General features: G+C 63.0%; 19 protein-coding genes and 1 tRNA gene. 15 read left to right on the plus strand and 5 right to left on the minus strand.

Features of this window, described 5'->3' with window-relative positions:
* The first annotated feature begins 1 nt into the window (after position 1).
* The 8 genes from ABIE57_RS16855 (at position 2) to ABIE57_RS16890 (ending at position 7,038) form a co-directional block, all read left to right on the plus strand.
* Positions 2-1,393 (plus strand): polysaccharide biosynthesis/export family protein, encoded by a 1,392-nt coding sequence (locus ABIE57_RS16855; RefSeq protein WP_354540194.1) that lies wholly within the window; start codon positions 2-4, stop codon positions 1,391-1,393.
* A 250-nt stretch (positions 1,394-1,643) separates the two neighbouring features.
* Positions 1,644-2,900: a PQQ-dependent sugar dehydrogenase gene (locus tag ABIE57_RS16860; RefSeq protein WP_354540195.1), complete on the plus strand. Its 1,257-nt coding sequence runs from the start codon at positions 1,644-1,646 to the stop codon at positions 2,898-2,900.
* Positions 2,900-3,484, plus strand: coding sequence for a c-type cytochrome (locus ABIE57_RS16865; protein ID WP_354540196.1), 585 nt, complete (start codon positions 2,900-2,902; stop codon positions 3,482-3,484). Before ABIE57_RS16860 ends, ABIE57_RS16865 begins: the two co-directional genes overlap by 1 nt.
* Before the next feature lie 139 nt (positions 3,485-3,623).
* Complete coding sequence (locus ABIE57_RS16870; RefSeq protein WP_354540197.1) at positions 3,624-4,064, plus strand: YeeE/YedE family protein; 441 nt, start codon at positions 3,624-3,626, stop codon at positions 4,062-4,064.
* A gap of 3 nt (positions 4,065-4,067) precedes the next feature.
* Entirely contained in the window at positions 4,068-4,499 is a 432-nt protein-coding gene (locus ABIE57_RS16875) for a DUF6691 family protein (protein ID WP_354540198.1), read from the plus strand.
* Positions 4,496-5,380 carry an MBL fold metallo-hydrolase gene (locus tag ABIE57_RS16880; RefSeq protein ID WP_354540199.1) on the plus strand — a complete coding sequence of 295 codons (885 nt, stop codon included), beginning with the start codon at positions 4,496-4,498 and terminating at the stop codon, positions 5,378-5,380. The genes ABIE57_RS16875 and ABIE57_RS16880 overlap by 4 nt, the downstream gene beginning before the upstream one ends.
* 73 nt (positions 5,381-5,453) lie before the next feature.
* Complete coding sequence (locus ABIE57_RS16885; RefSeq protein ID WP_354540200.1) at positions 5,454-6,317, plus strand: substrate-binding domain-containing protein; 864 nt, start codon at positions 5,454-5,456, stop codon at positions 6,315-6,317.
* A gap of 151 nt (positions 6,318-6,468) precedes the next feature.
* The gene (locus ABIE57_RS16890; protein ID WP_354540201.1) at positions 6,469-7,038 is read left to right on the plus strand and encodes a putative glycolipid-binding domain-containing protein; all 570 of its coding nucleotides are present in this window, start codon (positions 6,469-6,471) and stop codon (positions 7,036-7,038) included.
* A 189-nt stretch (positions 7,039-7,227) separates the two neighbouring features.
* On the opposite strand, the gene ABIE57_RS16895 is transcribed toward ABIE57_RS16890, so the two are convergent.
* From ABIE57_RS16895 to ABIE57_RS16905, 3 genes are read right to left on the minus strand one after another with little or no spacing between them, the layout of a single operon-like run.
* Complete coding sequence (locus ABIE57_RS16895) at positions 7,228-8,049, minus strand: ABC transporter substrate-binding protein (protein ID WP_354540202.1); 822 nt, start codon at positions 8,047-8,049, stop codon at positions 7,228-7,230.
* A 19-nt stretch (positions 8,050-8,068) separates the two neighbouring features.
* Complete coding sequence (locus ABIE57_RS16900; protein ID WP_354540203.1) at positions 8,069-8,812, minus strand: ATP-binding cassette domain-containing protein; 744 nt, start codon at positions 8,810-8,812, stop codon at positions 8,069-8,071.
* On the minus strand, positions 8,805-9,494 hold the full coding sequence (locus ABIE57_RS16905) for an ABC transporter permease (protein ID WP_354540204.1): 690 nt from the start codon (positions 9,492-9,494) through the stop codon (positions 8,805-8,807). The genes ABIE57_RS16900 and ABIE57_RS16905 overlap by 8 nt, the downstream gene beginning before the upstream one ends.
* A 228-nt stretch (positions 9,495-9,722) precedes the next feature.
* Here ABIE57_RS16905 and ABIE57_RS16910 point away from each other — a divergent pair.
* Together ABIE57_RS16910 and ABIE57_RS16915 are read left to right on the plus strand one after the other, a co-directional pair.
* Positions 9,723-9,797, plus strand: a tRNA-Phe gene (locus ABIE57_RS16910).
* 161 nt (positions 9,798-9,958) lie between these two features.
* The gene (locus ABIE57_RS16915) at positions 9,959-10,126 is read left to right on the plus strand and encodes a hypothetical protein (RefSeq protein WP_354540205.1); all 168 of its coding nucleotides are present in this window, start codon (positions 9,959-9,961) and stop codon (positions 10,124-10,126) included.
* Positions 10,127-10,168: 42 nt separating this feature from the next.
* Here ABIE57_RS16915 and ABIE57_RS16920 read toward each other — a convergent pair whose 3' ends face one another.
* Entirely contained in the window at positions 10,169-10,630 is a 462-nt protein-coding gene (locus ABIE57_RS16920) for a very short patch repair endonuclease (RefSeq protein WP_354540206.1), read from the minus strand.
* A gap of 67 nt (positions 10,631-10,697) precedes the next feature.
* On the opposite strand from ABIE57_RS16920, the gene ABIE57_RS16925 reads away from it, so the two are divergent.
* From ABIE57_RS16925 to ABIE57_RS16945, 5 genes are all read left to right on the plus strand, one after another.
* Positions 10,698-12,251, plus strand: a complete 1,554-nt coding sequence (locus ABIE57_RS16925; RefSeq protein WP_354540207.1) for a DNA cytosine methyltransferase — start codon at positions 10,698-10,700, stop codon at positions 12,249-12,251.
* A gap of 64 nt (positions 12,252-12,315) precedes the next feature.
* Positions 12,316-13,809, plus strand: a complete 1,494-nt coding sequence (locus tag ABIE57_RS16930; RefSeq protein WP_354540208.1) for an ATP-binding protein — start codon at positions 12,316-12,318, stop codon at positions 13,807-13,809.
* Positions 13,806-16,538 (plus strand): Z1 domain-containing protein, encoded by a 2,733-nt coding sequence (locus tag ABIE57_RS16935; protein ID WP_354540209.1) that lies wholly within the window; start codon positions 13,806-13,808, stop codon positions 16,536-16,538. Before ABIE57_RS16930 ends, ABIE57_RS16935 begins: the two co-directional genes overlap by 4 nt.
* Entirely contained in the window at positions 16,525-17,499 is a 975-nt protein-coding gene (locus ABIE57_RS16940) for a PD-(D/E)XK motif protein (protein WP_354540210.1), read from the plus strand. Before ABIE57_RS16935 ends, ABIE57_RS16940 begins: the two co-directional genes overlap by 14 nt.
* A complete protein-coding gene (locus ABIE57_RS16945; protein ID WP_354540211.1) occupies positions 17,496-19,568 on the plus strand; it encodes an AIPR family protein in 2,073 nt (690 codons plus the stop codon). Before ABIE57_RS16940 ends, ABIE57_RS16945 begins: the two co-directional genes overlap by 4 nt.
* Positions 19,569-19,604: 36 nt before the next feature.
* Here ABIE57_RS16945 and ABIE57_RS16950 read toward each other — a convergent pair.
* Positions 19,605-19,841: hypothetical protein (locus ABIE57_RS16950; RefSeq protein ID WP_354540212.1), on the minus strand; the 237-nt coding region annotated here is incomplete at its 5' end.

Raw genomic sequence — 19,841 nt, forward strand, 5'->3', positions numbered from 1 at the left:
TATGGGACAGGTTGAGGCGCAGGCCACTAAACGGGGCGCAATCGTTGTGGCACTTGCCATGTCGCTGGTCCTGTCGGCATGTGGGGTCGTCTATCAAAGCCCCAAGGTGAGCCGCAACGTCGGCACCGGGCTTGACGTGCGCGAAATCAAGGTCACGCCCGAAACCGTGCTTTTGGCCAATCGCAGCGCCTACAGCCCGCGCAACCTTCCGCAGGAGTTCTATTCGGTGGCCTCCGCGTCGCAAGGCACGGGCCTGGGGGCGCTGCCCGCCGCGCCGGAAGCGCCGGACAGACGCCCCGGACGCCTGGAATTGCGCCCGCCGCAGGATTTGCCGCGCCAGCCCTACCGCATCGGGGTGGGGGATGTGGTGTTGCTGGCCACCAAAAGCGGCAGCAACAGTTCGCTCGAGCAACTGTCCGGCCTGCTCGCGGCCCAGCAACAGCGTCAGGGTTATGTGGTGTCGGATGACGGCTCCATTTCCATTCCCGATATCGGGCGTGTCGAGATCGGCGGGCTGACGCTGACCGAGGCACAGGACCGGATTTTCCGCTTCTTGCTGGACAATCAGGTCGATCCTGCCTTCGCGCTGGAAGTGAGCGATTTCAACTCGCAGCGCGTGACAGTCGGCGGCGCGGTGCGCAACGCTGCGCGCGTTCCGATCACGCTGGTGCCGCTTACGCTGGGCGATGCGCTGACCGCGACCGGCGGGGTCGAGGTGCAGGACGCGGAATTCGCCTCGATCCGCATCTATCGCGACGGCACGCTCTACCAGATCCCCTATGAGGACTATCTGGCGCGCCCCGAAATGCGGGAACTGACGCTGCGCGACGGCGATGCGGTGTTTGTGGACATCAATTACGACCTCGACCGCGCGTTTGAATTCTATCGGCAGGAGGTGGATGTGATCCGCCTTCGCAGTCAGGCGCGCAAGGACGTGCTCGACATGATGGAGACCGAAATGTCGATGCGCCGCGGCCTGCTCGCGGAACAGCGGTCCAATTTCCAGGCGCGTTCGGATCTGGGCGCGGAAAAACGCGATTACGTCTATCTCGCGGGCGAGGTCACGCGGCAAAACCGCGTAGCCCTGCCCTATGCGCAAAAGGCGATGCTCGCCGATGTGCTTTATGGTGAAGGCGGCTATCCGAACATGTCCGGCAATCCGGCCAATGTCTACGTCCTGCGCCCGTCGCAGGATCCGGCGGAATTCGGGGCCGTGACAGCCTGGCATCTGGACATGCGCAATGCCGCCAACATGACGCTGGCCACGCGGCTGGAAATGCGCCCCAACGACATCATCTTCGTCGAGGAGCAGCCCATCACCAAGTGGAACCGGGTCGTTCAGCAGTTCATTCCTTCGCTTTTGACGACACCCGCAGCGATCGCCGCGAACTGATTGCATGACGGTGGCAGGACGGTCCACGCCCTGCCACCACCGCCTTTTGTCTGTGTCGGAATGTCGCGGACGGGGCTTGCCCTTCTCGAAAACCGGGATACCCTCTCAACCGGGAGTCGTCGCGTGCGTCGGCCCCTGCTCCGGTGTGCGAAGGGGAGAGCGCGCGCCACTTCAGTTGATGTAACGAGGCTGAAGCACCGCCCGCCAACTCTTGGGCGGCAACGACCAGACGTTCAACCGGGAGGACCAAATGAAATATCTTCTGTCATCCATCGCAACGCTTGCCCTCAGCGCCGGGCTGGCTCAGGCGCAGGCCGCCAACGTGCCTGACAATCTCGAAAAGCTGTCGAATTTCCAGAGCACCGGCGTCACCGAGTTTACCTTCATCGACCAGACCGGCCCCTATGCCGACGGCATCCGCGAGACGCTGAAGCGGATCAAACTGCCCGATGGCTTCAAGATCGAGCTTTACGCCGTGGTGCCCGATGCGCGCCACATGGCCGTGGGGCCGCAGGGCATCGTGACCTTCGTGGGAACGCGCAAGGACAAGGTCTGGTCCGTCACCGACCGCAACAAGGACCGCGTCGCCGACGAGGTCAAGGATTTCGCGCCCTCGCTGCGCTTTTCCATCCCCAATGGTCCCTGCTTCTCGCCGGACGGGTTTCTTTATATCGCCGAGCAGAACCGCGTCCTGCTCTTCCCCGCCGCCGAGTTCTTTTATGAAAGCCCCGATGTGGCGGCCTTCAACCTTGTCGCCAAGGGCGATCTGATCCCCGAGGACGAGGAAAGCTTCAACCACACCGCGCGGGTCTGCGATATCGGGCCGGATGGCAAGATCTACATCTCGCTTGGCCAGCCCTTCAACGTGGCCCCGGCGGACCGGCTGGAAAAATACAAGAAATGGGGGATCGGTGGCATCATCCGCATGAATACCGATGGCACCGGCCGCGAGGTCTATACCTACGGCGTGCGCAATTCGGTGGGTCAGGATTTCCACCCCGAAACCGGCGAGCTGTGGTGGACCGACAATCAGGTGGACGGGATGGGCGACGATATCCCGCCGGGTGAACTCAATCGCCAGACCGAGATGGGCCAGCATTTCGGTCACCCCTGGTATGGGGGTGGATCGGTGCGGACCAATGAATACAAGGGCGAAGAGGTGCCGGTCGAGGTGGTCATGCCCGCCGTGGAAACCGTGGCCCATGCCGCCGATCTCGGGATGGTCTTCTACACCGGCAAACAGTTCCCGGCGCATTATAAAAATGCCATCTTCTCGGCGCAGCACGGATCGTGGAACCGCACCGAGCCGGTCGGCGCGCGCGTCATGGTCACCCATATCGACGCCGACGGCAACGCCACGATGGAGCCTTTCGCCGAGGGCTGGCTTGACGAGAACGGTGAATATCTCGGGCGGCCGGTCGATGTGGCGCAGTTGCGCGACGGCTCGCTGCTGGTCTCGGACGATCTGGCCGGGGCGATCTATCGCATCTCCTACGAGGGGAACTGATGCTGAAAGCCTCTATTCTGGTTCTGGGCGGGGGTTTCCTCGCCCAGACGGCCTTGGCGCAGGAGGGGCCGGGCGATCCCGCCTCGGGGCGCGACCTGGCGCGGCAATGCCGCACCTGCCACGGCATCGAGGGCTATGCAAAAATGCCCATCGTGCCGCATATCGGCGGTGAGAACCCGGCCTATCTCCGGCATCAGCTGACCGCGTTCCGGGACGGCACCCGTGTGCATGAGATGATGAGCGTGGTGGCGGCGGGGCTGAGCGATCAGGCGATTGCCGATCTGGCGGCCTGGTATGGCGCGCAAACCCCGGTGGCCACGCTCGGCCCCGGTCAGGAAGCGGCAGGCGCGCCCGAGGCTTGCGTTGCCTGCCACGGCGCGGATGGCATCGCGCGCATCGAGGACGCCCCCAATCTGGCGGGCGAGACGGTGATGTATCTCGACACGCAGCTCAAGGCGTTCCGCTCGGGCAAGCGCGTCCATGACATCATGAGCGGCATCGCGGCGGAGATGACCAACGACGAGATCCGCGTCGTGTCGGAGTGGTATTCCTCGGTGCAGTTCGAGGTGATCCCCGCCGAGTGACCAATTTTGCGGCGAATTTTTGCGGTCACGATCCTGTGACACGCAGATTCCCACTGTTAAACCGCGTGCGGCCTATTATATTCTGTTTTGAATATATGTTGGTGGCACCATGTGCGACCGGATCGAAGGGAGAGACGTCATGACCGGATTGGAAACCGCTTTCACCCCGCTGCAATCCCTGGCGGGCGGTGTGCTGATCGGCCTGTCTGCCGTGATGCTGATGTTCCTGCAAGGGCGCATCATGGGCGCGACCGGGATCCTCGCCGGGCTTGTCACCGGCACTGCACCCGGCGAGCGGAGCTGGCGCGCGGCGATGGTGGCGGGCATGATCGCGGGGCCGCTTCTGGTGCTGGCCGTTACCGGGCAAATGCCCGCCGTCGATGTGCCGGTCAGCCTGCCGATGATCCTTGTCGGCGGCTTCATCGTCGGCATCGGCGTGACCTATGGTTCGGGCTGCACCTCGGGGCACGGGGTTTGCGGCATGGCGCGGCTTTCGCCACGCTCGATCGTGGCCACGCTCACCTTCATGGTGGTCTGCTTTGCCACGGTCTATGTCATCCGTCACGTGCTGGGGGTCTGAGCCATGCGTCTTTTGTCTGCTTTCATTGTCGGTCTCATCTTCGGTGTCGGCATCGCCATATCGGGCATGATCAACCCCGCCAAGGTGCTCAACTTCTTCGATATCGCCGGGACATGGGACCCGAGCCTTGCCTTTGTGATGGGCGGCGCGCTGATCACCACCTTCATCGGCTACCGTTTCGTGCTGCGCCGCCCCGCGCCGGTGATCGAGGCGAAATTCCTGCTGCCGACCGCGCGCGACATCGACGCGCGGCTTGTTGGCGGCTCGGCGGTGTTCGGCCTTGGCTGGGGCATCGCCGGGTTCTGCCCCGGCGCGGCGCTCCCGGCGCTCGGCTCCGGCAAATGGGAGGTGGCGGCCTTCATCGCGGCGCTGGTCGCGGGCATCTGGGTTGCCCGCATGGCACAGGCGCGCGGCGCGCCGCGGGCCACGGCATGACGAGCCTTCCCCTCGACATGGGTGTGCATCCCGAGGTCACGGGATTTTTCGACGCAGACACCAACACCATCAGCTATGTGGTGAAGGATCCCGCCTCCGACGCCTGCGCCGTGATCGACCCGGTGATGGAGATCGACATGGCCGCGGGCCGGATCACCCATGCCGAGGCCGACAAGATCATTTCTCATATCGAGGCGCAGGGCCTGCGGCTCGAGTGGATCATCGAAACCCATGTCCATGCCGACCATCTCAGCGCCGCGCCTTACATTCAGGACCGTCTCGGCGGCCAGATCGGCATCGGCGAGCATATCCTGATCGTGCAGGACACGTTCGGCAAGATCTTCAACGAGGGCACCGAGTTTCAGCGCGACGGCAGCCAGTTCGACCGGCTGTTCAAGGACGGCGACACCTATCACGTGGGCGAAATGCCCTGTTTCGCGCTGCACACGCCCGGCCATACCCCCGCCTGCATGACGCATGTGATGGGCGATGCGGCCTTTGTCGGCGATACGCTCTTCATGCCCGATGGCGGCTCGGCGCGGGCCGATTTTCCCGGCGGCGATGCGGGGCAGCTTTACGATTCGATCCAGAAAGTTCTCTCGCTCCCCGACGCCATGCGCCTTTTCATGTGCCACGATTACGGCCCCAACGGCCGCGACATCGCGTGGGAGACGACCGTGGCCAACGAGAAGGCCCACAATATCCATGTCGGCGGAGGCAGGACGCGGGAAGAGTTCGTCAAGTTCCGCACCGAGCGCGACGCCACGCTTGCCGTGCCGCGCCTGATCCTGCCGTCCTTGCAGGTCAACATGCGCGGCGGCGAGGTGCCGACCGATCCCGATGGCCGCCCCATGCTCAAACTGCCGCTGAACCGCCTCTGAGGCCGCTTTGCTGCTGATTTCCCCGTCGGAATCGGCTAGGCAGGGACAGGATCACCGCCCGAGGCCCCGCCACATGGACAGCCCCACCTATCTTACCACCCGCGAGGTTGCCGACCTCCTGCGCGTCAAGGAGCGCAAGGTCTATGACATGGTGGCCACCGGCGAGATCCCGCATCGCAAGATCACCGGCAAGCTGCTCTTTCCCCAGGCCGAGATCATGGGCTGGATCGAGGGCGAGGGTGGCGCGCGCCCCGCCGAGCGCCCCGCGCTCGTCACCGGCTCGCACGATCCCTTGCTTGACTGGGCGCTGCGCGAGAGCGGGGCGGGCATGGCGACGCTCTGGAATGGCAGCCGTGCGGGGCTTGCAGCCTTCGCCGAGGGGCGCGCGGCGCTTGCGGGGCTGCACATCCCCGGTGCGGAGGGCTGGAACACCGAGGCCGTGGCGGAACAGGGCCTGCGCGACGCGGTGCTGATCGGCTGGGCGCGGCGCACGCGCGGCCTCATCCTCGCGCCCTCGGTCGCCGAGATGGTGAAGGGCTTTGCCGATCTGCGCGGGCGGCGCGTGATCCTGCGGCAGGAGGGGGCGGGCACCACCGCGCTCTTTGCCCGGCTGATGGCCGAGGCGGGGATGACCCCCGCCGATCTCATCACCCCGCCAAGCCCGGCCCATACCGAAAGCGATGCGGCGGCGGCCGTGGCGGCGGGCGAGGCCGAGGCGACGCTGGGGATCGAGGCCATGGCGCGCCAGTTCCGCCTCACCTTTCGCCCGCTCCTGCGCGAGCGGTTCGACCTGCTGATCGACCGCCGCGCCTATTTCACCGAGCCGGTCCAGCGCCTCGTGGCCTTCATGCGCTCCGACACGGTTGCCGCCAAGGCCGCGGCCTTCGGCGGCTATGACGTGAGCGGTATGGGCACGGTGCGCTGGCTCTCGCCATGAAAAAGGCCCCGGATTGCGCCAACCCTTTGCAGTAAATGATGCGCGTGAGTACCCGCAGTGGGTTCGGAGCAAGATGACCGCTTCGAGCCCTTTACTGCCATTTGGACCTATCATAGTGTTTCCCTGTTGTTCACTTGGTAGGGGAGAAACAATGGCGGTTGTGCGCTGGACGGACTGGGAGGGTCGTGGGCTTGAACATTGCGTCTGCCGTCAAGATGCCGAGGGATTGGTGCTTGAGGGAGTAGTCGCAGGAACCCGTCACGGAGCATATGGTGGGCACTACTTTGTCCGCACCACCCCTGATTTCAGGACGCGTGAGATCCGTGTTGAATATGTCGGTGGTCCATGCCTGCATGTGCAATCCGATGGTGACGGAAATTGGCACGACGTGATCGGAAACAGGGCGCTTCCAGCCTTGGATGGTTGCATTGATGTTGATATCGGGATTACCCCGGCCACGAACACTCTTCCCATCAAGCGCCTGAAGCTAAAGGCGGGGGAGAGTCGTGATATTACGGTTGCCTATGTTCCTCTACCCGATCAGATCGACGGTAATTTTCTGCCGCAACGGGCAGATCAGCGATACACCTGCCTGACGCCAGATCAGCGCTATCGCTACGAGGGCCTATTCCGAGCTTTCACCGCAGAGCTAGAAGTTGATGAAGCGGGTCTCGTGCTCGATTATCCCGACACTTTCAGAAGAATTGCCATTTCTACATGACCGGACGGCAACTTGGTCCGAACAGCCGACATTCATCGCATCCAGCTCCCAAAGAAATCTTCGGGAGCTGGATCTTTGTCATCGCGTTATCCTGAACGACTCTCAGTTCCGTGCTGCATCATTTACTGCAAAGGGCTCGCGGATTGCGGGGCCCTCTGGTGCCGTGGGGGCAGAAAAGGCAGAGCGCGCTCAGCCCCCCGCGTTGGGAAAGAAGAGTTGCTGGCCGTCCACCTTGTAGCTGGCAATCGCGGCCTGCCCCTCGTCCGAGAGCACCCAGTCGATGAAGGTCTGTCCCGCTTCGGCCTTGACGCCCGGGTGCTTCTCGGGGTTCACGAGGATGATGCCATACTGGTTGAACATCCTCGCGTCGCCCTCGACCGCGATCCGGTAATCGCCCTTGTTGCCGAAGGCGATCCAGGTGGCGCGGTCGGTCATGACATAGGCGCCCATGCCGGTGCCGGTGTTGAGCGTGGCCCCCATGCCCGAGCCGGTTTCACGATACCAGCCGCCCGAGGCTGCCTGCACGTCGATCCCGGCGGCCTTCCACAGGCGCAGTTCGGCCTTGTGGGTGCCGCTGTCATCGCCGCGCGAGGCGAAGGGGGCTTCGGCCTCGCTGATCCTGGTTAACGCGGCGGTCACGTCGCTCATGCCTGCCACACCGGCGGGATCATCCGCCGGACCGACGATGACGAAATCATTATACATCACATCCGCGCGGCTGACCCCGTGCCCCTCGGCCACGAATTTCTCTTCCGCCGCCTTGGCATGGACGAAAAGCACGTCGCCATCGCCGTTCTCGGCATTCTTGATCGCCTGCCCCGTGCCGACCGCGACAACCCGCACCTCGATGCCGGTCTTGTCCTGAAAGATCGGCAGGATATGGTCAAAGAGGCCCGAATTCTGCGTCGAGGTGGTGGATTGCACCAGGATGAACTCCTGCGCCCGGGCCGTTCCGGCCCCAAGCGCAAGCGCCGCCCCAAGCGCAAGCGAAAGCAGATGACGTCGAAGCATAGTGGTCTCCTTTTGAGTGTCAGAAATCGGTTCGGGTATAAAGCCGCCCGGCCATCCAGGCCCGGGCTGCCTCGGAGCGGGGCGCGTCGAGCAGCTGATCGCGCGGCCCCGTCTCTGCCACGCGCCCGGCATGGAGAAAGATCACATCGTCGCCCATGCGCCGCGCCTGCCCCCGGTCATGCGTGACCATGACCACCGTCACGCCGCGCGTATGGGCCGCGTTCACCAGATCCTCGATCATCTGGGTCGACGCCGGATCGAGGCTCGATGTCGGCTCGTCCAGAAACAGCAATTCCGGCTCGCAGACAAGCGCGCGCGCCACCGCCAGCCGTTGCTGCTCGCCGCCCGAAAGAAGCCGCGCAGGCTGGTGCGCCTTGCCGGTGAGATGCGCCATTTCCAGCGCCTCTTGCGCCCGCGCCGCGCGCGCGCGCCATCCCAGACCCTGCACCCGGAGCGCAAAGCGCAGATTGGCGAGGGCCGAGCGGCGCAGCATCACCGGACGCTGGAACACCATCGCCTGAGCGCAGCGCGCGCCCTGCCAGATCACCTCGCCCGAGGAGGGCGGCAGAAGCCCGTGCAACAGCCGCAACAGAAGGCTCTTGCCCGCCCCGTTCGCGCCCATGATCATCGTGCGCCGCCCGCGCGCGATCTCCAGATCGACGCCCTGCAACAGCGCCTGCCCGCCCGCGCAAAAGCCCAGCCCGCGCGCCGTCAGGATCGGGGCGGCACAGTCCTGTGCGCTCTCCATCACCGTGTCACGCATAGGCCGCCCTCACCGCCGAGGCCCGGAGCGCCATCACCCCGGCATTGACCACCACCGCAAGGCCAAGCAGGATCACGCCGAGCGCCAGCGCCAGTTGCAGATTGCCCTTGGAGGTCTCGAGCGCGATGGTCGTGGTCATCACGCGGGTGACATGGTTGATGTTGCCCCCCACGATCAGCACCGCCCCCACCTCGGCCACCGCGCGCCCGAACCCGGCGAGCGCGACGGTCAGCAGGCTGTAGCGCGCATCCCAGAGAAGGGCCGCGACCCGCCCGCGCGCCGAAACACCGAAAGAGGCGAACTGCTCGGCATATTCGCCGTGCAGATCCTCGACCACCTGTTTCGTCAGCGCCGCGACGATGGGGGTGACAAGGATCGTCTGCGCGATGATCATCGCCGTGGGGGTGTAGAGCAATTGCAGCGGCCCGAGCGGCCCCGAGGCCGAGAGCAGCAGATAGACGAAGAGCCCTACCACCACCGGCGGCAGCCCCATCAAGGCATTCAGCGCCACGCTCGCCGCGCCCCGGCCCGGAAACCGGAAGGCGCCGATCAGCGCGCCCAGTGGCAGCCCGATCACACAGGCCAGCGCCACCGCCGAGAGCGTCACCCTGAGCGACAGCACGACGATCGCGCTCAGCTCCCGGTCCCATGCCAGGATCAGGCCAAGCGCTTCCGCAATCATGTCGCCAAAGCTGAACAAAAGCGATTTCTCCCCCTTGTGGGAAAAAAAGCATAAAAACGCACGATGCGCCAGAGTGAAATCAAGCCCGCGTCCAACGGGCCGGGCGGAGGTGCTCCGCACGGTCGGAAAACCGCCACAAAACCTTCGTGTTCCCGCTCAATCCCTCTGGACACCCCGCGTCGCCTCGCCTAAGAAACGCCCACCCAAAGGCCATGTCCTTTCCCCGTTGCCCGGGTAGCTCAGGGGTAGAGCAGTGGATTGAAAATCCTCGTGTCGGTGGTTCGATTCCGCCCCCGGGCACCATCTAACAAGCTGAAATGGTTGGGTTTTGTGGTCATGTCTGTCCTTACTCGGATCGGGTTTGACGCTTTTCGGCGGAAGGTTTGACAATCTCCGCCCACCTTGCGTTCTCTTTTTCCAGCGTCGCCATCGTCTCGCGGTTCTTGTCGGCAAGGTTGTGCGGGGTGGCTTATCTGGCTAGCTGGGCGACGGTGATGCTGCTTGGGGCTGAGGCCATGGCGATGGTGGCCGTCGCGGCGGTGTCTGCGGGTGCGCTGGTGCTTGGTGCTCCGGCTTTTTCGTTGGCGATCGGGGTGGAGCGGTATCTGCGGGGGCGATTGGAGAAGGTCTGACGAATTCGAAGGACCTATCATGAGTTTCGGCGCTAAAGCCGCTCATGAACCCGCATCCTTCTCGCCGATTTCAATGAAAGATCCGCCTTCGAGTATCCAATCCGCCAATTGCTCGACGGTGAGATCAACATTGGCCTGCTTTTTCAGCGCGCATTCCCAGACAATCGCGATCCGCCAGCCATTTTCCGACAGCGCTGTCACGACTTTCTGATCGCGCCGGATATTGGCTGCGAACTTTGCCGCCCAGAATTCGGGGCGCGTGGCAGGCGTCGATGCAAATCGACAGCCTTCGTGCCGATGCCAGAAGCATCCATGCACGAAGACTGCGACCCTGTGTTTGGTCAGGACCATATCCGGTCGGCCGCGCATGGTCTTGGGGTGAAGTCGGTAGCGGAACCCGCGCGCATGAAGGGCGCGGCGCAGCAACAGCTCGGGCCGCGTATCCTTGCCGCGTATTCCCGACATCATCCGGGAACGGGTCTCCTTGTTGACAATATCTGCCATTTGGCTCCTGGCATCGTCCTTCTCACCTGGTATACAGGCATCAGTCCCCTGACGAGAGGTCCCTGATTTGCCAGCCAAATTCGGCATTGTCGATCTGTTTGCCGGTCCTGGCGGGCTGGGCGAGGGTTTCTCCTGCCTCAATGTGGGTGACCACGCGCCCTTCCACATCGGCATCTCGGTCGAAAAGGAAGCCTCGGCGCACCGGACGCTTCGGTTGCGGGCGTTTCTGCGGGAACATCAGGCGCGGCACGGAACGCTGCCGCAAGCCTTCATCGATTTTCATGCGGGGCTTTCGGACGAACCGGACTGGCACGAGGTCGATGCCCATGCATGGGCGCGGGCCGAGGCAGAAGCGCGCTGCCTTGAGCTCGGGACCGAGGACGCAGCCAAGGCCATGGACGCAGCCATCACGAGCCTGCGCCAGGGCTACGACGACACGATCCTGATCGGCGGGCCGCCCTGCCAGGCCTATTCTCTGGTCGGCCGCGCCCGGTCGAAGGGGAAGGTCGGCTATGTGCCCGAGGAGGACGAGCGGCACTACCTGTTCAGGGAATACATCAGCGTTCTCGACCGCCTGCGCCCGGCGGCCTTCGTGATGGAAAACGTAACGGGCATGCTGTCATCGACTATCGAAAGCCGTCTGGTGTTCGAGATGCTGATGGAGGACCTGGCATCGCTCGGCACAGGCAAGGGCCACCAATACGAGTTGCGCGCGATCCATGTCGAAGATGGCAAGGCAAGCTTGCGAGAGGCAGCGCAGCCATCCGATTTCATCGTGCGGGCAGAGCGCTTCGGCGTGCCGCAGCGCCGTCACCGCGTCATCATCATCGGGATACGCTCCGACCTTGCAAAGGGCGCTAGCGGTGCCGAAGTCCCGGTGTCGGATGTTGCCCGAACGGTCGATGACGTGATCGGGAACATGCCGATGCTGCGCAGCGGGATCAGCCGGGGTCAGGATGATCCGGACGCATGGCGGACGGTTGTCGCCGATGCTGCCCGGCTGCTGGCCAATCTTCATGGCGGCAAGGCGAATTCGCAGATCCGGGGCGTCTTCAAGGATGTCGCGAAACGGCTGAAGGCGGGCGGCCCGGCGGTTCGCTCGGCGTCACGATTGCCAGAGGGGTATGGCACCTCCAACGACGCTCTGCTGCAGTGGCTGGAAAGGCCGGGGCTGCGCGGGCTGGCGCAGCACGAGACGCGGGGGCACATGGCACCGGACCTTGGCCGCTACCTGTTCGCGGCTGTGTTCGGTGACGTGCATGGTTACAGCCCTAAGGCCGCCGACTTCCCGTATCTCATCAGCCCGGACCACAAGAACTGGGACAGCGGGAAGTTCAACGACCGGTTCCGGGTCCAACTGGCGGGCGAGGCCTCCACGACCGTTACGAGCCACATTTCGAAGGATGGTCACTACTTCATCCATCCGGACCCCATCCAGTGCCGCAGCCTGACGGTGCGCGAGGCCGCGCGCCTGCAGACCTTCCCTGACGACTATCTGTTCATCGGCAACCGGACGCAGCAATACGTGCAGGTCGGGAACGCCGTGCCGCCGTTCCTTGCACGGCAGATCGCGGATCTTGTCCATGCTGCGCTGACAAACAAGGGTAAACTAGAGCCCTGAAATCCTTGCAATATCGAGCTCCTGCCGCCAAGTTGATGGGAAGCCAGGAGAAACGAAGGATAGCATGCAGGAAGTTGTTTCGACACGTCGCGCCGATGCAACACCGCATGCAGCCTCGTTGATCGAGGGTTTGAGGGATATCGGCTACTCCCTCGAGACCGCAATTTCCGATGTCATCGACAATTCGATCACTGCAGGAGCGCGGCGCGTCCGGATCGTGACCGAGACTTTCGCGGACGAGCCCCATATCGCCATCATCGATGATGGTGGCGGGATGACGGAAGAAGAATTGATTGCGGCCATGCGTCCGGGTAGCCGCAACCCCTTGGCATCACGGGATGAACCCGACCTGGGCCGTTTCGGTCTTGGCATGAAGAGTGCGAGTTTTTCGCAATGCCGTCGGCTGACAGTCGTGTCGCGGAGGGCTGGCAGGACATCGGCGGCTGTCTGGGATCTCGACGATGTCGCGGAGCGGAACGAGTGGGCGGTGCAGCTGCCGGATGACGTTTCGGGAATTCCCGAGGTCGAAAAGCTGGGAGAAACCGGCACCCTCGTACTTTGGGAAAAGCTTGATCGCTTGTCGGGCGGGTATGCCCACAACGCCACAAAGCGGGCCGAGGTGATCAATCAGCGTATTGCCGAAACGGAACGGCACCTGCGTCTCGTCTTCCACCGTTTCATGGAAGACGCAAAACCGCTTTCGATTTCGCTGAATGGCCGGGTGCTTCCGCCTCTCGATCCATTTGCCCGAAAGAACCCGGCGACCATTCCCGACCCCGAGGAGCGGCTTTCGCTGATCCGGGGTGATGTCGAAATCCAGAGCTTCACCCTTCCGCACCACAAGCAGATGGGCAAGACGGACTGGGAAGACATTGCCGGACCGGAGGGGCACCTGAAGTCGCAAGGCTTCTATCTCTATCGTGGCAAGAGGCTGATCCTGTACGGGACATGGTTCGGCCTGTGCCGTCAGTCGGAATTGACGAAGCTGTCGCGGGTCAGGATCGACATTCCCAACAGCATGGACGCTGACTGGAAGATCGACGTCAAGAAATCCTCGGCGCAGTTGCCGCCCATCGTCAGGGATCGCCTCAAGAAGGTCATCGAGCGGATTCAGGACGGATCAAAGCGTACCTACCGCAAGCGCGGTCAGAAGCTGGTCGATCACGAGCGTTTGCCCATGTGGCATCGCATCCAGGCCGAGGGGCAGATCCGTTACAGGCCGAACGTCGAGCATCCGGCCTTCGCGGACTTTGCCGAAAGTCTGCCGCCAGACCTGCGGCGCGGCTTCTTCAATTGCATCGCTCTGGTCGGTGCGTGCCTGCCGATCGAGACGCTTCACGCCGACATGGCCGGGACGGCCGAAGAGATCGTGCCTGATCGGGTGGACGAAGACACCCTTGCACAGGCTGTTCAGGCGACCCTTTCCGTTCTGATGGGTGCGCGAAAGGATATCAAGGAAATCATGGCCTTGATGAAGGATGTTGATCCCTTTCGGTCTGCCTGGGACGATACTCAGCGCATCATCGCGACGACGCTTGAAGAAAAGGAGCAGCAATGACCCCGCTTCTCAGCAGTCTCGAGGGCATGACGTCCATGTACATGGCGTCACAGGCGGGGCCTCACACTGCGCAGTCCATTCGCGACATCATCGCCCAATTGCGCGAAACCCCGATGTTCGCGGGCAAGATCGAGGATGAGGACGCCGAAGAACTGGCGCGCCTGATCGAGGAGAAGTACGGCATCAGCATGGGCCTCGGTGCGATTGTGGATGCCGAAGACTTCAAGCCCTGGCTTCATGACGCGCGGATCAATGGCGAAGTCGGGGATTTCTACTGGGGACGGTATCGCAGGCTTCTGGGCCTGAAGGGGCTTCCCAAGTCGGTGATCGACGGCACGGACGAGGTCACGGACAAGGTTCTGGACCGCCTCGGCAACCCGAACAACCTGAGCCCCTGGAGCCGCCGGGGCATGGTCGTGGGGCATGTCCAGAGCGGCAAGACCGCGAACTATACCGGCTTGATCTGCAAGGCGGCGGATGCGGGCTACCGGCTGATCGTGGTGATCGCGGGCATCCACAACAACCTGCGTAACCAGACCCAGGCGCGGATCGACGAAGGCTTCACCGGGCGGGATACCGGGCGGCTGGCCCATGCCAACAAGGCGCAACGGCAGAAGATCATCGGCGTCGGTCAGTTCGATCAGCGCGAATTTCCCGTATCGCTGACCAACACCCTGCGGGATTTCAACAAGGCGACGGCCACGACTTTCACCGCGCAGCTGAGCCAGATCAACGTGCCGGTGGTGCTGGTGATCAAGAAGAACTCCAGCACGTTGAAGAACCTCCTCGAATGGCTGAAGGAACATTCCGTTCACCAGAGCACGCAGATGGTCAGCCAGCCGATGCTGCTGATCGATGACGAGGCCGACAACGCCTCGATCAACACGGCCTATCAGCGGGACGAGGTGACGCGGATCAACAGCCAGATCCGCGAGCTGCTGTCGCTGTTCCATCGCAGTTGCTACGTCGGCTATACCGCGACGCCCTTCGCCAACATCTTCATCGATCCGGACACTGATGACGAGGCGCTGAAACAGGACCTGTTTCCCCGGGATTTCATCATCGGGCTGGATGCGCCCTCGAATTATTTCGGGGCGCAGAAGATCTTTCTCGACGCGCGTGATCAGCACATCCGGCTGATCGACGACAACGAGGACGTGCTGCCGATGAAGCACAGGATCGACCATCCGGTCGATGTGCTGCCCGGTAGTCTGGTCGAGGCCGTGCGCGCCTTCATCGTCGCCCGCGCGATCCGGAACGCGCGCGGGCAGCAGGCCGGCCATGCGTCGATGCTGGTCAACGCCTCGCGCTTTACGGACGTGCAGGGGCGCTTGCGGTCGCGGATCGCCGATGTGGTGGCGTGTATCCGTGACGCTGTGGCCGTCGACGCCGGAAAGGGTCCGGCTGCGCTGCGGAACCCCGAGATCGCTGCGCTGCATGCGACATGGAAACGGGAATTTGCCGACGCAGAGGGGGGCGACTGGCCATCGGTGCAGGCGCGGTTGCACGAGGTTCTGGTGGCGGCCCGCGTGGTCGAGGTCAACGCCTCCAAGCGGGCCCAGGCGCTGGACTATGACCATGTAGGGGAACACGGGATCACGGTGATCGCTGTCGGTGGCTTCTCCCTTTCGCGGGGCCTGACCCTCGAAGGGCTGACTGTCAGCTACTTCCTGCGCAATTCCATGATGTACGACACGCTGATGCAGATGGGCCGCTGGTTCGGCTACCGCCCGGGCTACGAGGACCTGTGCCGCGTCTGGATGCCTGCGGATGGCGTCGGCTGGTATGCCCATATCCACGAAGCCATGGACGACCTGCAGACCCAGCTGAAGCGGATGGAGCTTGCCAAGGCGACGCCCGCCCAATTCGGGCTCGCCGTGCGCAGCCACCCCGAGGCGCTGATCGTGACGGCGCGCAACAAGATGGGGACGGGAAAGGAGTTGCCGGTCAAGGTCGGGCTGGCCGAGAACCTGATCGAGACCACGCGGATCGTCCTCGACCACGCGCAGCTTGATGTGAACCTTCGTGCGGGCGAGGATCTTCTGTCCACCACCGCCAGCACGGGGATACCTCTCTCCGAACAGCCAAGGGGCTTCCTGCTCTCCGGGGTAGGCGTTGAGCCGATCAGGGATTTCCTTCGCAAATACCGAACAGAACCCGGGCTTCGTCCGGTAAATCCGCTTACTGATCCCAAGTTGATCAACGATTACATCGAAGCGCGGGCTGATGATGAGCTTGCGAAATGGGATGTCTTCATCGCCAGCTCTACCCGCAAGGACATGGACCCCATACCTTTTGCAGGGCTCGATATCGTGCCCTACGAGCTATCCGTTGATCCGGACCTCGCAAAGGGCGGTGTTCTTGCCTTCAGCGGGTCCAGCCGTCGGATTGGCTCTGCCGAGGACGAGACCGAAGGCCTGACCGCAACGCAGATTGCCGATGCGCGTGAAGCATTCCGCCTTTCCCGGCCAGATCAGAAGCTGCCCAAGACCGTCAACCCGAGGATCTACCGCCAAGTTCCCGGTCGCCGCCCGTTGCTGATCCTCCGTCTCGTCAAGCCGAAGCTGGACGATCCGACCATGCCGGAAGGGGTGCTTGTGTGGGGCCTCTCGTTCCCGTCCAGCAGGATCGGTGGCGGGACCGTCGAGTATGTCGTGAACACCATCCGCATGCGCGAGATGTTCGGCGAGGAAGAGATCGAGGAGGAGGCGCTTGGTGATCCCGAATGATACACCCTGGTCCGGCCTTGAGGCAGGAAAGGTCGATACGCGGCGGGTGGATGCCGCGGCACGATGGAACTGGTTCTGGGCAGTCATGCCGCGGGCGGATGCGACGCTGGTTCTGCAGCTCAGTGATCTGCCGCGCCCCGTCCCGGACCTCCCCAAGCTCAAGAACCTTGAAATCCGTTTCCAGACCCTGCCGGGTGGTCCGATCCTCTATATCCGACTGAAGGACAACGCCCAGATGGAGCTGTTCGAGACGCTCTGCCGCGACGTGATGGCTGCGGGGGAACTGGCCGAGACCGAAGCGGAGGCGCTGGAGCGCGCCATCGGGCGCACTTTCCGGTGGCACTACCTTCTGCGCGGCGGCAAGCCGGAGGTGCTGTCCGAGGAGGCGCAGAAGGGCCTGATCGGCGAAATCGAGGTTCTGAAGCTTCTGATCGCCGAGCTTGGGCCGAAGCCCGCCCTGTCCGCATGGACGGGACCATCCGGCGCGCCCAAGGATTTCGAACTCAAGGCCGACTGCATCGAGGTCAAGGCCCGTCGCGGCGCGTCTCAGCCTTTCGTCAAGATCACCAGCGAGCATCAGCTGGCCGATGTGCCTGATCGGCGGATCTGGCTGGCCGTGCTGGCCGTCGACAAGGTGCAACCGCCGCATGGACGGACACTGACCGAACATGTCGATATGGTCACGGAGCTTCTGGAGCGCACTGAACCATCATCGGTAATGGATTGGGACCTGCACCTCGCGGATGTCGGCTACGATGCCCTGCACGACTATTCGGCATGGCGCTGGATCGTGTCCGCGCCCGAGTTTTTCGCGGTCACAGACGAGTTTCCGCGGATCGCTGCACCGGTCCCGCTCGGCGTTTCCGGCGTCACCTACGCGCTAGCGCTGTCGGCGTGTTCGCCTTTTCTCAAGGATTGGGATGATGTGCGCGTCGGCTTGACCGAAGGTGGACAGGCATGAGCGAGCTTCAGGAATACCATCAGAACCTTATGGCCGACATCCGCCGCGAAGCCGACGCCAGCGGGATCTTCCCGGTCGAGGCCTTTTTCGACCGGATGACCGAGCGCCTGACGGAAGCAGGCGAACTCGAGGTTGCGGATCGTTCCTACTACCAGAGCGGCGAGGGCGGGCAGAGGCTCAGGATCGACGGATACGCAGGAGACCCGCGCGACAGCGGCGGCGTGTTGGGCCTGATCGTCTGCGACTTCGTAGACAGCGAAGACATTCAGACCTTCGGAAAGGGCGATGTGCCGCCCATCCTGAACCCCTTGATCCGTTTTCTGAAAAAGGCCCGGACGGAAGATTTCCGTGATGCCCTGAACGAGGTCAGCCCCGCATTTCAGGTCTCGGACCTGATCATCACGACGTGGTCGCAGGTCACCAAGGTCAAGCTGATCCTGGTATCGAACCGCCAGTACATCGGTCGTGACGACGCGGTGAAGCTGCAGGAACTCGATGATGTTCCGGTCACGTGGTCGGTCTGGGATCTTGCCCGCTTTGAGCGTTTCGACCGTTCCGGACAGGCGCGAGAGGACATGGTGATCGACTTCGCCAGTGACTTCGGCGGGCCGCTGCCAGCGCTCAAGGCATCACAGACGGGCGCTGCACTGGAAAGCTACCTCCTGATCGTGCCGGGCGAACAACTGGCTTCGATCTACGACCGCTGGGGTGCACGGCTTCTCGAGGCGAATGTGCGCTCGTTCCTGCAGGCGCGAGCCAAGACCAACAAGGGCATCCAGAAGACGATCAAGGAAGAGCCGGAGCTGTTCTTTCCCTACAACAACGGGCTATCCGCGACGGCGGACGACGTAACCTGCGTCCGCACGGATGACGGTCTTGCGATCGCTTCGATCAGCAATCTGCAGATCGTGAACGGTGCCCAGACGACAGGTTCCATCCACACAGGGCTGAAGAACGCCCGTGAGCAGCTTCCGCAGGTTTTCGTCCAGATGAAGCTGACCGTGGTGCCGCCCGACAGGTCAGAGGAAATTGTGCCGAAGATTTCCGAGTTCGCGAACACCCAGAACAAGGTGAACGCGGCGGACTTCTTCTCGAACCACCCGTTCCACATCCGGATCGAACAATTCTCGCGTAGCGTGATCTTCACGGCCCGCGAAGGCGAGCGCCATGACAGCAAGTGGTTCTACGAGCGGTCCCGCGGTCAGTTCATCAACGCGCGCGGGCGTCTGACGCCTGCGCAGCAGAAGAAGTTCGACCTGGAGTTCCCCAAGGCGCAGCTTTTCAGCAAGACCGACCTTGCGAAATTCGAGTATTCGGCTGCAGGTCATCCTGACTTGGTTTCGAAAGGTGCACAGAAGAACTTCGCCGAATTTGCCAAGGAAATCGGCGAGGCCTGGGCCAAGAGCGATGCCCGATATGATGAACTCTGGTATCGGCGGCTGATCGCGAAGGCCATCATCTTCAGGAAGCTGGAAACCGAGGTGCCGAAACAGCCTTGGTATGAAGGCGGCTACCGCGCGAACATCGTGACCTACGCCATGGCGAAGGTCTTCCATGACGCAACCAGCGACAAGCAGGTGCTGGATGTCGACGCCATCTGGCGGCGTCAGGCAGTCTCGGACGCCTTGTTGCGTGCGCTGCTCGTCGCCGCGGCCGAGGCCAACGATGTCATCACGCACCCACCGGCCGGCGTCCGGAACATGTCAGAGTGGGCAAAGCAGCAGGCGTGCTGGAATGGTCTCAAGGGCAGGCAGCTCGCCTACGATGACGACTTCGCCAGCTGCCTGACGCTGGTTGAGTCCGTCCGAACCGCGGTGCGGGACGCGAAGGCGAAGAAGGCGTTGACCGAAGGGATCAACGTCCAGACCCAGGTCGTCAACTTGGGGACCGAGTTCTGGGCCAAGGTGATGGACTGGGGGAAAGCTGAGCGGAAGCTGTCACCTAAGGACCTGCAGATCCTGCAGATATGCGCCTCGATGCCGCGCAGGATCCCGACCGATTTCCAAGCCAAGCACGCCATGGACGTGCTGCATAGGATGAAAGATCAGGGTTTTGAGGCCCAAAAATGATCATTTTCGGCCTTATCCACAACTTGAGCCGGTGGGTCATTGCTGCGCCGCAGCTTCCCCCAACCTGCCGTTCGAGACTGCCTGCAGCACTTGCGGACGGCCAAATTCATCGGGGCGCAGTTTCGAAAAGAAAACAGTAAGAGGTGGTTCCGGAAATCTGAACAGCCGGGATGAGTGGATTTTGAGAACGGCGGTGCGAAAGTCGGCCACGGTAGCGGCGGGATGAGCCTGCTGCGGGCGGCGTAAAAGTCGGCCACCTTTACCCTTTCTGGT

Source organism: Roseovarius sp. MBR-6 (assembly GCF_040547525.1).
GTDB lineage: Bacteria > Pseudomonadota > Alphaproteobacteria > Rhodobacterales > Rhodobacteraceae > Roseovarius.